This is a genomic window from Achromobacter sp. SD115 (assembly GCF_017355315.1).
In the GTDB taxonomy this organism is placed as follows: Bacteria; Pseudomonadota; Gammaproteobacteria; order Burkholderiales; family Burkholderiaceae_B; genus Achromobacter; species Achromobacter xylosoxidans_B.
The window spans coordinates 101,542-114,271 of the sequence record NZ_JADIJM010000002.1 but is presented as its reverse complement, the minus strand read 5'-3'; the positions used below and the strand labels follow the sequence as shown (position 1 = coordinate 114,271).

At 65.1% G+C, this 12,730-nt stretch carries 13 protein-coding genes; 8 read left to right on the top strand and 5 right to left on the bottom strand.

Annotated elements, in window-relative coordinates; genetic code table 11:
* Nucleotides 1-25: 25 nt before the first annotated feature.
* Nucleotides 26-1,324 (bottom strand): ABC transporter substrate-binding protein, encoded by a 1,299-nt coding sequence (locus IPU70_RS02875; protein ID WP_207464790.1) that lies wholly within the window; start codon nucleotides 1,322-1,324, stop codon nucleotides 26-28.
* Nucleotides 1,325-1,616: 292 nt separating this feature from the next.
* On the opposite strand from IPU70_RS02875, the gene IPU70_RS33065 reads away from it, so the two are divergent.
* Nucleotides 1,617-2,381 (top strand): IclR family transcriptional regulator C-terminal domain-containing protein, encoded by a 765-nt coding sequence (locus IPU70_RS33065; protein ID WP_207464787.1) that lies wholly within the window; start codon nucleotides 1,617-1,619, stop codon nucleotides 2,379-2,381.
* A 25-nt stretch (nucleotides 2,382-2,406) separates the two neighbouring features.
* Here the strand turns inward: IPU70_RS33065 and IPU70_RS02865 are convergent, their stop codons facing one another.
* The 4 genes from IPU70_RS02865 to IPU70_RS02850 form a co-directional block, all read right to left on the bottom strand.
* Complete coding sequence (locus IPU70_RS02865) at nucleotides 2,407-2,751, bottom strand: cytochrome c (RefSeq protein ID WP_207464785.1); 345 nt, start codon at nucleotides 2,749-2,751, stop codon at nucleotides 2,407-2,409.
* Nucleotides 2,748-3,995, bottom strand: a complete 1,248-nt coding sequence (locus IPU70_RS02860; protein WP_207464783.1) for a sulfite oxidase — start codon at nucleotides 3,993-3,995, stop codon at nucleotides 2,748-2,750. The genes IPU70_RS02865 and IPU70_RS02860 overlap by 4 nt, the downstream gene beginning before the upstream one ends.
* Nucleotides 3,996-4,210: 215 nt before the next feature.
* Complete coding sequence (locus IPU70_RS02855; RefSeq protein WP_207464781.1) at nucleotides 4,211-4,843, bottom strand: class I SAM-dependent methyltransferase; 633 nt, start codon at nucleotides 4,841-4,843, stop codon at nucleotides 4,211-4,213.
* A gap of 126 nt (nucleotides 4,844-4,969) precedes the next feature.
* Nucleotides 4,970-7,432: a penicillin acylase family protein gene (locus IPU70_RS02850; RefSeq protein ID WP_207464779.1), complete on the bottom strand. Its 2,463-nt coding sequence runs from the start codon at nucleotides 7,430-7,432 to the stop codon at nucleotides 4,970-4,972.
* On the opposite strand from IPU70_RS02850, the gene IPU70_RS02845 reads away from it, so the two are divergent.
* From IPU70_RS02845 to IPU70_RS02815, 7 genes are all read left to right on the top strand, one after another.
* A complete protein-coding gene (locus IPU70_RS02845) occupies nucleotides 7,329-7,580 on the top strand; it encodes a hypothetical protein (protein ID WP_207465358.1) in 252 nt (83 codons plus the stop codon). The two genes, IPU70_RS02850 and IPU70_RS02845, sit on opposite strands and share 104 nt — an antisense overlap.
* 86 nt (nucleotides 7,581-7,666) lie before the next feature.
* Nucleotides 7,667-8,875 (top strand): amino acid ABC transporter substrate-binding protein, encoded by a 1,209-nt coding sequence (locus IPU70_RS02840; RefSeq protein WP_207464778.1) that lies wholly within the window; start codon nucleotides 7,667-7,669, stop codon nucleotides 8,873-8,875.
* Nucleotides 8,876-8,893: 18 nt separating this feature from the next.
* A complete protein-coding gene (locus IPU70_RS02835; protein WP_207464776.1) occupies nucleotides 8,894-9,757 on the top strand; it encodes a branched-chain amino acid ABC transporter permease in 864 nt (287 codons plus the stop codon).
* Nucleotides 9,754-10,701, top strand: coding sequence for a branched-chain amino acid ABC transporter permease (locus IPU70_RS02830; protein WP_207464774.1), 948 nt, complete (start codon nucleotides 9,754-9,756; stop codon nucleotides 10,699-10,701). The genes IPU70_RS02835 and IPU70_RS02830 overlap by 4 nt, the downstream gene beginning before the upstream one ends.
* A complete protein-coding gene (locus IPU70_RS02825) occupies nucleotides 10,698-11,432 on the top strand; it encodes an ABC transporter ATP-binding protein (RefSeq protein ID WP_207464772.1) in 735 nt (244 codons plus the stop codon). The genes IPU70_RS02830 and IPU70_RS02825 overlap by 4 nt, the downstream gene beginning before the upstream one ends.
* Nucleotides 11,429-12,151 carry an ABC transporter ATP-binding protein gene (locus IPU70_RS02820; RefSeq protein ID WP_207464770.1) on the top strand — a complete coding sequence of 241 codons (723 nt, stop codon included), beginning with the start codon at nucleotides 11,429-11,431 and terminating at the stop codon, nucleotides 12,149-12,151. Before IPU70_RS02825 ends, IPU70_RS02820 begins: the two co-directional genes overlap by 4 nt.
* Before the next feature lie 142 nt (nucleotides 12,152-12,293).
* Entirely contained in the window at nucleotides 12,294-12,728 is a 435-nt protein-coding gene (locus tag IPU70_RS02815; RefSeq protein ID WP_207464768.1) for a hypothetical protein, read from the top strand.
* Nucleotides 12,729-12,730 lie beyond the last annotated feature (2 nt).

Sequence of the window (12,730 nt, the reverse complement as noted above, 5' to 3'; positions counted from 1 at the left end):
GGGAGAGGAGTGCCTCTCCGGAACGTCAGTCGAATATTTCCTGCAGTTCGCGCTGTATGGCCTGGGCGGTCTGGGCCGAGTCCTGCTTCTTGGCCAGATGCATGTTCAGGTTGCGCTCCACGATGCCCTTGGAGCCCACCAGCCCGCCCTTGGGATTCTGTCCATACCAATCGATGCCCGAGTAGTAGCCCGAATGATTGGAGAGCAAGGTCTTCACGACATCGGGGTACGCCTTCACCGAGCCGACCCGGTCGAAGTACATTTCGACGGCCTGCTTGTCGTCGTACAGCGCCAGTCCCCCCAAGGCGCTGGCCTCCAGTCCGCGGGCATACTGCTCCGTCTCATAGAGGAACTGCACGAACTTCTTGGCCTCGGCCTGATGCTTGGACTTCTCGAAGACCGACCAGCCCTTGTTGTTCTGCATGGTCAGGGCCAGCCCGGCGTCGGACGGTATCAGCGCCCCGACCTGCCCCGCCTTGCCCGGATTGGCATCGTGGAACTGGCTCAGCGCCACCGGCAGGGAGATGGCCATCGCCGCGGTGCCGGTGGCAAAGCTGCGGTTCACTTCCGCGTAGGCCGCGTTCAGGGACCCCGGCGGCGTGTACTTGAAGAGTTCGGTGTAGATATCGATGGCCTTGCGGCCCACGTCGTTATCGAACGCAGCCTTGCCGTCCTTGGTCAGCAGATGACCGCCATTCGAATACAGCACCAGCTCGAAGTTCTGGCGTACCGTCCAATCGTTCTTGCCCGCGATGGCGATGCCGTACTCCCCTTTTTCCGGCTTGTGCAGCACCTTGGCGGCATTGACGATGTCTTCCCAGGTCTTGGGGGCGGGCAGCCCAGCCGCCGCGAACTTGTCCTTGCGCCAGAACAGATAGAACGGCTGTCGGGTATACGGCACGCCCAGGTACTTGTCCTTGTAACGCCACGCGGACAGGCCGTCGGGATGGAACTTGTCCCGGCCCAGCGCGTTGACCACGTCGTCCATGGAGGCCAAGGTCCCGCCGGGAATGTCATTTACCCAAGCGGAGAACGCGAAGAACATCCAGGTGATGTCCGGCTGGTTGCCCGCGGCGATCGAGGCTGGCCATTTGATGTAGGCATCGTTCGGAGACATCTGGACGATCTCGAAACTGACGTTTGGATTGGTCTTGCGGAACTCCGCGGCGGACTTTTCCAGCCAGGTCTTGTACTGCGCCCGCGAGTCGGTGAACCAAAGCGTCAGCTTCACCGGGTCCTGCGCATGGGCCATGGGCGCGGCAAGTGATACTGCAAACAACGCGGCCGTGAATGCGCGCCGGATGGAACCAAATAGGGTATGCATGCATGCCTCCTTTAGTTATCATCATGGTTCATCTAATGAACCTTTGTATCGCTCTTTAAACCCATGCTAGTGGGCAAATCATGAACATGCAAGAACAAGTTGTTCTGCACCGCAGCGAAAACATGGCCGCGGACGTCCTTGAAATCATTCGTTTTTCTACGTCGGCAGCGTTGTGTCCAGGACGGCGCGCCCACCCATTTACACTAGGTGCCCACGCGTGGGAAGCATCAACACCAAGACGCTTATGCGATAGTCTTTGCGGCAACAATAAGTCCGCAAAATCGGAGATACCGTGACCGTTTCAAACCGCTCGCTTTCGCGAGGCCTCGCCATCGTTCGCGTTTTCAATGAAATCCCCTCGCCGTCTCTCACCGAGATTGCGACACGAGTGAAACTGACCAAGGCGACCTGCCTGCGCTTTCTGCGCACCCTGCAGGACGAAGGCTATGTCGGCCATGATGAGGAATCCAAGCGCTACCAATTGCGGCCGCTGGTGCTGGAATTGGGCTATGCGGCGCTGTCCAGCCTGTCCCTGCCGCTGATGGCGGAAAGCGAAATGGAGGTGCTGGCCGACGCCGTTGGCGGCTCGGTGCATCTGGGGTTGCTGGATGGCGACGAGGTCGTGGTGGTGGCCCGCTCCATCGCGTCCCTCGAAACCCGCAAGCTGGTCACGATGAACATCCATGTCGGGAGCCGCCTGCCTGCCCACTGCACAGCGATGGGCCGCATGCTGATCGCGCAAGCCGAGGACATCGATGCGCACGTGGCCGCCATGAGCATCACGCAGATGACGCCCAAGACGCTGGTTCACCGCGGCAAGCTGACGAAGGAAATCAAGGAATCCCGCAAACGCGGCTGGTCTCTGGTCGAAGAGGACCTGGGCATGGGCTATTCAGCCATCGGCACCTTGGTGGAAGCTGGCGCCCAGCGATATGGGCTGGCAGTGTCGGTGAACACAAAGGACTACACGCGAGACAGGCTGGTCGCGGAGGTCCTGCCGCTGCTGGAGGCCGCCGCCAACCGGCTGCAAAGGGCCTTCCGCCACGGCAAATCCTGATTGGGGCGTGCGGCCCCTGACGGCATCAAGGCTGCGCGCCGGTAGCCTTGGCCACGTATGCCGCCAACGTCTCGATCTCCTTGTCCGACAGGGTCGTATATGCCGGCATCTGGCCAATACCGTTGCGGATGGCCGTCTCCACGCGCGCCGCGTCGGGCTTGATCTCATCGAGCTTGGGGCCGATGGCCCCGCTGGATTGCGCGTCATTCAAGGTGTGGCAAAGCGCACAGGCTGGCGCCGCGCCGACGAACAAGGCGCGGCCCGCCTCCATGTCGGGCTCGGCCGCCAGCGCGCCTCCAGGCAGGCTGGCGCCCAACAATACTGCGCAAAACGCAAGCTTCCAAGGCGATGCCAGAGCTTTCGCCGTCATGCCTTGACCGCCACGGCCACGGCGTGATCGCGCCAGCCGTTGTTGATGTAGCCGCCGGAATTCTGTGGGCGTTCTTCGTCCTGCACCCTGCCCTCGGTATCGGTCGCCCGGCTGACCAGCACGTGTTCGCCGGCCGCCAATTCCACCGGCAGCGCGAACTGGCGCCAGGCATAGCGCCCGAGGTCCGGGCCGACCAGTTCCGCTTTCTGCCAGTTCTTGCCGCCGTCGGTCGAAACCTCGACCTGCTTGATGCCGTTGGTGCCGCCAAACGCCACTCCCTGCACCACCACGCGCCCGGCCTTCAGGGTGGCAGCGGCCGGATTGGGCGTATTGATCCACGACTTCACGCCCATGGCCCACACCGAGGGTTGGCTCGGATCACCCTTCTGACCCGGTGGCGCCAGGCGGTAGCCGGTCTGCTGAATCGCGGCCGGGCTTTCCTTTTCGGTGAAGGCCAGCCGCTTGATGTACTTGACGCTGTTCACGCCGGTGTACCCCGGCACGATCAGGCGCAAGGGGCCGCCGTGGGCCAGCGGAATCGGCTCGCCGTTCAGTTCCCACGCCAGGAGCGCATCCCGCATCGCTTCCTTGGGCACCGAACGCTCGACCATGACCATGTTCGGATCCAGTCCGTCCGGCAACTTCTCGCCGCCGGTACCGGTCATGTACACGGCTGCCGCCGCCAATCCGCCGCAATGCTCGACCAGCACGCTTACCGGCACGCCGCTCCAGATCACGCAGCCGGCCGCGCCGACCTGCCAGGGCGTGCCGCTGGGCTTGTTCGGGAAATAGCCACGGCCGTTGCCCGAGCACTGCAGCACCATCGCCAGCGTCTGCAAGCCCATGGTCTTCAGTTGCCCCACGCTCAGGGACATGGGCTTGGCCACTCCCGCGATCTCGATGGTCCACGCGTCCCGATCGGCCACGATCGCCTCGTCCGGCGGCGGCAAGTTGTTGCGCACATAGAGTTGGCGCAAAGGCGTCACCACTCCGCTGCCGAATGCCTCGCGGCGCGTTTCTATGGTGTTGGCGCTATGCACGATCATCGCGTCGGGCTGCTTCCACGCCGCGTAGGCGGGCAATGGCTTGGCAGCGGAGGCCGGAGCCGGTGGCGCAGCCGCGCCCGGTGCCGCCTTCTGTTCCGCGGCCAAGGCCGCGCGTCCCAAGCTTGCTGCGGCCAAGGCACTCGCGCCGCCGGCCAACAGGCGCCGGCGCGCCGCGCTCTCGATCAGGGATGAACGCATCGCAGTCTCCTCGTTGGGGCCGGGAATCGTTGTTGTTCCCGAACCCTGCCGGCCTGCTTCAACGTGGCTGTTTACCCCGCACCCACGTGTCCCAGGCCGCCAATAGTTATGCCTGCGATGTTGGTTCAGCGACCTTTTCGTGTCAATTAGTTATTTGCAATACGCTGCCCTAGTTCATTTGGCTAGGGCAAGCCGCGAGCCTGCCGGGCCGCCCCCTAGACCTGCCGGGCCAGGCTGTACACCGAGGCCGGCGGCAGATTCAGCGGCACGAAACCGACCTTGCGCGCCCGCAGGCCGCAAGCCTCGAGCACGCCCGTGGATATCGGACAGCGCACCCCATAGGTGAACAGGGCCATCGATCCCTCGGCAGGCAAGGCATCGAACACCGCGGCCAGCAGTTGGTGATGATGCGCCTGGCTCATGTTGCGCAACGGCAGGCCGCAAATCGCGGCGCCGATCCCGTCAAGCTCCGGATGGCTCTTGCGGGAAAGATCCTGCGCCGCGACCTGCAACACCGCCGCCTCTGGAAACTGCGTCCGCAAGCTGGAGCTCATGGCCAAGTCCTGCTCGACCAGCACCAGGCGGGCGGGGTCCACCCCGCGGCGCAGCATTTCACGCGTGAAGACGCCGGTGCCGCAGCCCAGTTCCAGGACTTTGCCCGCGCTGGGCGGAATGCAGGCGGTAATGGCCGCCGCCAGCGCCGGGCCGGACGGCGCCACCGCGCCTATGGCGGCGGGATTGGACAACAGCGCCCGGACGAACTGCGTGCGCTCCCGTAGCCAGCTGATCGGCGAGCCGGCTGCGGGTTTGCGCGGAACAACGGTTTTGTAGGATTGCGTGGAATGCATGGGGGCCTCAGTCTCCTGGATCGGGAATTCCGTGCGACCCCGAAACCTTAACTGGGCCAAGCCATACGCGCACGCAACCGTCGGTAAGCACCCTTGTCAATTCGACCATGGGCGCTCTCGCCTGAATCAGCGCGGCGCCGGACGCAGATTCAAGGTATCGGCCTTCTCGCTATCCACCTTGCCGCGGCTGAACGCCATGGGGAAATACTCGCCGGTCGCCCAGTCCTTGAGCAGGTTCTGGTAGTACGGGCTGCGCGGATCGGCCGACTGCCCGGGCACGTTCTGCACGCGCGAGTTATCCCAGTCGGCCACATCGATCACCTGGCGGTAGGACGAGCCGCTGATCTGGCGGAAGTCGCTGGCGCGGAAGGTGGCGCGATGCACCGTGTCGTTGTCCCCGCTGACCGGATAGCGCGGCGTGCCGTAGGCATTGGCGGTCGCCGGGGGCAGGAAGCTGGCCAGGCTGTGCTCGAACTGAATGTGGTGCAGCTTGCCCCACTGCCATTGCGAGGAGTCCGGACCCAGCTTGGCGCGCAGCTTCTGCATGCCGTCGTTCAAGGCCTGGAGCAGCAAGGCATCGCGGCCCTGCTGCGGCTGCGGGCCGAAGGCGCTGTCCGGCGTCGCCAGCTTCTCCAGCGTTTTCGCGGTGGACAGATTGCCGAACGCGGCGCGGCCATTGGCAGGCACGTACAGCTCGGTCACGCGCTTGACCACTTCGGGCAGCCAGAACTCGTAAACCGTCGCGGCGCGCGACTCGGTGCCTACGCGGGCATCCCAGTCCTTCAACAAGCTCAAGGCCTGCGAGGTTCCGGAATCGGCCGAATTCAGCGATTTCGCGTAGCCCGTCAGGGTGCGCGCCGGGATGGACAGATTGTCATACTGCAGCGCCTGCGAAGCCTGGACCGTCTGGCCCTTGCTGTCGGCAAGCACTTCGCGTATGCGCTGCACGCGGTAGGGTTCCGCCCAGGTGCGCGCGGACATGTCCTTGTAGCGGTAGTCGGCCGGCAGGTTGTACTCGTTGGCGGTGGCGACGTAGCCTTCCGGCGGGTTGTAGGCGCGCGGCAGCGCATTGCCCGGCAGGACGCCGCGCCATTCGAAATCGCCGTTGCCCGGCACGGGCAGCATGCCGGACCAGTCTGCGCGCGGACGTATCGGCGCGATGCTGCCGCCGAACCAGCCGATGTTGCCGTCGACGTCGGCGTAGACCATGTTCTCGCTGGGCGTGTAGTGCTTTTCCATGCCGGCGACGAACTCGTTCCAGTTCTGCGCCTGGTTCAGCCGCAGGCTGGCCAGATAGGCCGCGGTTCCCGGAAATTCCAGGTAGGCCGCGCGCAAGGCATAGGCTTTGTGGCGTACAGGGTCCACGTGGATGACCGGGCCGTGGCGGGTGAATTTCAGCTGGCGCACCGCGGCGCTCTGTCCGCGCACCGGGATGGATTCGTCGACCTGCCGCATCTTCTCCCAGCGGCCCTTATAGCGGTATTCGTCGGGCTTGGCCGGGTTGGTATCGTAGACATACAGGTCTTCCTCGTCGCCAAAGGCGAAGATGGTCAACCCGAAGGCGATGCGGTCGTTGTGTCCCATGGACACGCCGGGCAGCGCCGGCTCGCCGGCGCCGATCACATTCCAGCCGGGCGCGTTCAGGTGCACCATGTAGCGCAGCGACGGCATGGTGATGGAACGGTGCGGATCGCCCGCCAGGATGGGCTTGCCTGTGGCCGTGTGCTGCCCGCCTATGGTCCAGTTGTTGCTTTCATAGCGGGTCGCCATGGGATCGAAGGCGGGGTCCAGCGAGGCCAGCATGCTGGCCGACAGTTCGCGCGCGAGCTTCTCGCGTTCGGCGGCGGCGAGCGGGCTGCGCGGGAAGTCGGCGGCGACGAACTTCTGGCCGTTGCGCGCCAGGTTGTAGTCGGCCAGGACCGTGTTGTCGATCTGGCGCACATCCAGGCCGGCCGGCACCTGCAGGGCCAGCGGCGGCTCGAAAGTGCTGAGTCCTTGCACGGCGTTCAGGCCCAGCGCGGCGACCCGCTGCGCCATCCTGACCTCTTCGCTGAGGTTGCGCGTCAGGCCGTAGATGCGGATCAGCGAAGTCTCGGGACTCCAATAGCCGGGTTCGGTGCCGGTCAGCTTGAATTCCGGCGGCATCTGCTCGGGATTCGCCTTGACCCAATCGACATAGGCATTGATGCCCGCCGCGAAAGACGTGAGGATGGCCTTGCCCTGCGGATGGTAGCTGGCGAATTCAGCCTGCATATCGCCGCGGTACAGGAACAAGCGCGCCGCGCGGTCCTGTTCGACAAAGCGCGGGCCGAACTGTTCGGCCATCTTGCCCTCGCCCTGGCGGCGCCACAGGTCCAGCTGCCAGAGGCGGTCGCGCGCCGCGCTGAAGCCCTGCGCGAAGAACAGGTCATCCTGGTTCTGCGCGTAGATGTGCGACACCCCATGCCGGTCGCGCACGATCTCCACGGGCTGGGACAGCCCCTTCATGTCTACGGTTTCTTTCTTGCCTCCGGGCGATGCGCAGCCTGCCAGCACTGCAATCAGCCCACTCGCCAGCCATGCGGCGGCCCTGCGATTGAACGTACGCATTGACTCCTCCTCGGATTTATTTGTCTTCTATCTGCCTGCCGGCTTCGAGAGGGCCATGCCGCCCGAAGCGACCGCCAACAATATGTACAGCCAAATCACGGGTTCGTGGAACGCTGTTTCATTTGATCAGCTTAGTCAGAATATGTAACCAGTACCGGGCTGTGGCACGGTTCAGGTAGACGTAAACGCAGGGGCAGAGAATGGACCGCATAAGAACTTGCAGGAGACATCATCATGTCTCGGAGACTATTGCTCGCCCTGCCCGTCCTGGCGCTGGCCCTGCACAGCGCCGCCTCGGCAGCGGCACCGGCGCCCGATATCCTGCTGGGCGCATCCGTTCAACTGACCGGCCCCGTCGCCAATACCGGCCGCTACTACCGCGATGCCTACCAGATGGCGGTGGACCAGATCAATGCCGCAGGCGGCGTCAAGATCGGCGGCGCCACCCACAAGCTGGCGCTGAAGATCTACGATAACCAGTCGGACGTCAACCTGAGCGTGCGCCAGTACACGCAACTGGTGACGCAGGACAAGGCCAATCTGCTGCTAGGCCCCTTCGCCAGCAATTTCGCGCTGGCCGATTCGGCGGTTTCGGAAAAGTACAAAGTACCCATGGTCCAGGGCGGCGGCGCCTCGGACCAGATCTTCTCGCGCAAATTCAAGTACATCTTCGGCACCTTGGCGCCGGCCAGCAACTACTTCGGCAGCACCGTGGAAATGCTGAAGGCGCTCAAGCCCATGCCCGCCAACGTGGCGCTGCTGTATGCGGATGACGCTTTCGATGTCTCGGTGGCCCAGGGTACCCGCCCGCTGCTGAAGGCGGCGGGACTGCCCGTGGCGATGGACGAGCGCTACAGCACCAACGCCACCGACTTCAACTCGCTGCTGTCGCAGATCAAGAGCAAGAACGTGGACGCGGTGCTGGTGGCGGGACACGAGACCGAGATCCTGAACTTCGTGCGCCAGGCCAAGAGCCTGGCCGTCGCGCCCAAGATGTATTCCTTCACCGTCGGCGTGCCGTCGGAGGATTTCCGCAAGGCGCTGGGGCGCGACGCGGACTACGCTTTCGGCATGACCGCCTGGCTGCCTTCGGCCGCGCTGAAGGACCGCTGGTTCGGCGACGCCGAGCAATTCGCCCGCGCCTACAAAGCCAAGTACGGCTATGACCCGGACTACCACGCGGCATCCGGCGTGGCCGACGTCGAAGCGCTGGTCTATGCCATGGAAAGCGCCGGCAGCGCCAAGCCGCAGCAAGTGCGCGATGCCCTGGCCAAGATCAAGTTCGACAGCTTGTACGGCCCGGTCGCTTTCAACGCGCAGGGGCAGATCGACCTGCCTCAGGTGGTGATCCAGGTGCAGGGCGACCAGTTGGCCGCGGTCTACGGCGCCAAGGGCTTCATCACGCAGCCCAAGTACCCGATGCCGGCCTGGAACGCGCGCTAGGGCCGGCCGGAGGACAGGATGGATCTGCTCGCGCAAATCCTCGTCAACGGCATACTGCTGGGCGGACTGTATGCCGTGATGGCGCAAGGCCTGGCGCTGGTCTGGGGCGTGCTGAACATCGTCAACCTGGCGCATGGCGCGTTCATCATGCTGGGGGCGTACGCGTCCTGGTACCTGTACAACGACGCGGGCGTCGATCCCTTCCTGGGCTTGCCATTGACGGCGGCCGCCATGTTCCTGCTGGGCTACGCGCTGCAGCGCGGCCTGCTGAACCTGGTGGTGCGCGCGCCCATGTTCAACACGCTGCTCATCACCTTCGGCCTGGAGGTGGTGCTGACCTATCTGGCGCAGCTGGCATTCTCGGCCGACTTCCGCACCATCAACCCTCCCTATGCCGGCGACAGCTACGCGCTGGGTCCCGTCACCTTGCCCATGGCGCGGCTGGCCGCCTTCGGCGTGGCGCTGGTGATCACGCTGGGCATGTGGCTGTTCCTGCTGCACAGCCGCCTGGGCCGCGCCATCCGCGCCACCGCGCAGAACCTGGTGGCGGCCATGCTTTATGGGGTGGAGCCGCGCCACCTTTACGCGGTGACCTTCGGCCTGGGCCTGGCGTTGGCGGGCGCGGCGGGCGGGTTGTACGGCACGGTCTCGCAGATCAATCCCTACATCGGCGCCACGCTAACCGCAAAGTGCTTCGCCATTTCCATCATCGGCGGATTGGACAATCCGCTGGGCGTGATGGTGGGCGGCCTGTTCCTGGGCATCGTGGAATCGCTGACCACCTTGTACATAGGGCCCACCTACGCCGACGTGGCCAGCTTCGGCATCCTGGTGCTGGTGCTGCTGGCCAAGCCCAGCGGCCTCTTGGGCAGAGCGGCATGAAGGCGCCGCGCCTGCTGCTGGCTTTGCTGGCGCTGGCCGTGCTGGCCGGCGTGCCCTGGTATGGCTCGGACGTATTGGTGCAATTCGGCATCAATACCCTGCTGCTGGCCGTGCTGGCCCAGGGCTGGAACATCATCGGCGGGTACGCCGGCTATGCGTCCTTCGGCAACTCGGTCTTCTACGGCCTGGGCAGCTACGGCGTGGCCATCGCCATGGCGCAGTGGGAACTGCCCTTCGCGGCCGGGCTGGCGTTGGGAGCCGCGCTGGCGGTAGTCTTCGCCGTGCTGCTGGGCGTGCCGGTGCTGCGGCTGCGCGGCCATTATTTCGCCATCGCCACCCTGGCGCTGGCGCAGGTCATGACGGCCATCGTCTCCAACATCGGCTTGGCCGGGCAGAACATTGGCCTGGTGCTGCCGCCGCTGAACAACGATCCGCTGTTCTATGAACTATCCCTGGGCCTGCTGACACTGGCCACGCTGACCGTCGCCTGGCTTACGCGCAGCCGCTTCGGCTTCGGACTGATCGCGATCCGGGAGAACGAAGAAGGCGCGGCCGTCATGGGCGTGAACACCACGCTGTACAAGGTGACGGCGTTCGCGATCTCGGGGGTGTTCAGCGCCCTGGCCGGCGGCATCCATGCCTACTGGATCACTTTTCTCGATCCGGAAAGCGCCTTCGACATCAGCCTGAACGTGAAGATGATCATCATGGCGGTGTTCGGGGGCGCAGGCACGGTGCTGGGTCCGGTAGTGGGCGCGTTCTCGCTATCGGCCATTTCCGAACTGCTTTCCAGCGAGATCACCAGCGTGGCGGGACTGTTCTTCGGCGCGGTGATCGTCGCGGCGGTGGTGCTGATGCCGCGCGGATTGGCGGACTTGCTGCGGCACGCGCGCAAGTCGGGCTGGCGCTACTTCATCGACAACATACGGGCGCACCGGCTATGAGCGCGATCCTGGACCTGCGCAATGTGACCCGGCGCTTTGCCGGGCTGGTGGCCGTGAACCAGGTCAGCTTTACGCTGGCCGAGGGCGAAATCCTGGGCCTGATCGGCCCCAATGGTGCGGGCAAGACCACGCTGGTCAGTCTGATCAGCGGCACGCTGGCGCCCAGCGCAGGCGAAATTCTCTATCAGGACCGGCCGATAGGCGGATTGCCGGCCTACCGTCGCGCCCGCCTGGGCATAGGCCGGACCTTCCAGATCATGCGGCCGTTTCCTGGCCTGTCGGTGCTGGACAATGTGGCGGTGGGCGCCTTGTTCGGCCACGGGGGCGGCCAGCCCAAGCTTGCGCTGGCGCGCGAACAGGCCCGCGCCTGCCTGGACTTCGTCGGACTGGGCCGCGCGGCGGAGCAGCGCGCCGAGGAGCTGGGCGGCCCGGGCCGCAAGCGGCTGGAACTGGCCAAGGCCCTGGCCATGCAGCCCAAGGTGCTGCTGTGCGACGAGGTCATGGCCGGGCTCAACCTGGTCGAGATCGACGAAGTCATCGAGGTCATCCGCAAGGTCCGCGACAGCGGCATCAGCGTGCTGGTGATCGAACACGTCATCAAAGCCATCAAGAGCCTGTCGGACCGGCTGCTGGTGCTGCATCATGGCGAAAAGATCGCGGACGGCGCGCCCGACGCGGTGCTGGCCGATCCCGCGGTGGTGCAGGCCTATCTGGGCAAGAGACGCGCATGAGCGACGCCGACGCCCCCCTATTGAAAGTGGAAGGACTGAGCGCCGGCTATGGCGAACTGCCGGTGCTGCGCGACATTGCGCTCGAAGTCCGCCGCGCCGAGATCGTGGCGCTTGTGGGCAGCAACGGCGCCGGCAAGACCACCTTGCTGCGGGCGCTGTCGCGGGTGCTGCCCTGCACCGGCAGCATCGTGATGGACGGCCGCCAGCTGTCACGCGCGGCGCCGGACGAGGCTTTTGCCTGCGGGATGGTGCAGGTGCCCGAGGGACGCCAGCTGTTCGACCGCATGACGGTGCAGGACAACCTGCTGATGGGCGCCTACCGCCGCGGCGGCAAGGCGGATGTCGCGCGCGACCTGGAGCGCGTCTACGCCTACTTTCCACGGCTGTCGGAACGGCGGCGCCAGCTTGCCGGCAGCATGTCCGGCGGCGAACAACAGATGTGCGCCATGGCGCGCGCCCTGATGGCGGCGCCGGTGCTCATGATGATCGATGAAATGAGCCTGGGCCTGGCGCCGGTGGTGGTCGAGCAGCTGATGGGCGTGCTGGCCGATATCCGCGAGGAAGGCGTCACGGTGCTGCTGGTGGAGCAGGACATCCATCTGGCGCTGACGGGCGCGGACCGCGGCTATGTGATGGAGACCGGCCGCATCGCGCTTTCCGGCCCGGCGCAATCGCTGCTGTCCGATCCCAAGGTGCGGCAGGCCTATCTGGGAATCTGACCCGCCCGCCGCGCCTCTTGCGCCGGCCTGCGTTCGAGCCTAAATTGATTGATGTCGCCCGCCGTCTGGCCCCTGCAAGCGCGCGGCGCGAATGGCGTCATTGGGTTGTTTTTCTGTCTTTTGTTCCACAAGGAGCGATGCGATGAAAGTGAAACACCTGTTAGGTCCGGCAGCGCTTGCGCTGTCATTGCTGGCCGCCGCGCCGGTGGTGGCCGCGCCCACTGAGCCGGCGCCCATCATCACCGGGAAGCAATGGACAGAGTCCGACGCAAACCTGAAAAAGGCCTACCTGCTGGGCATGGCCAATATCATCCAAGTGGAGCAAGCCTATCAGCAACGCCGCGCGCCGGCGGCCAACCAGACGCTGATCCCCCGCTTCGCCCAGGGCCTGCAAAGCCACACGCTGGACTCCGTGCGCGAAAGCCTGGATCGCTGGTATGCGGCCAATCCGAGCAGGATGGACCGGCCCGTGGTGGAAACGCTCTGGTTTGAAATCGTCGCGCCAGCCGCTCCCGCCACTCCCGCCACTCCCGCCACTCCCGCCACTCCCGCCACTCCCGCCAAGCGCGCCCGCTAGGA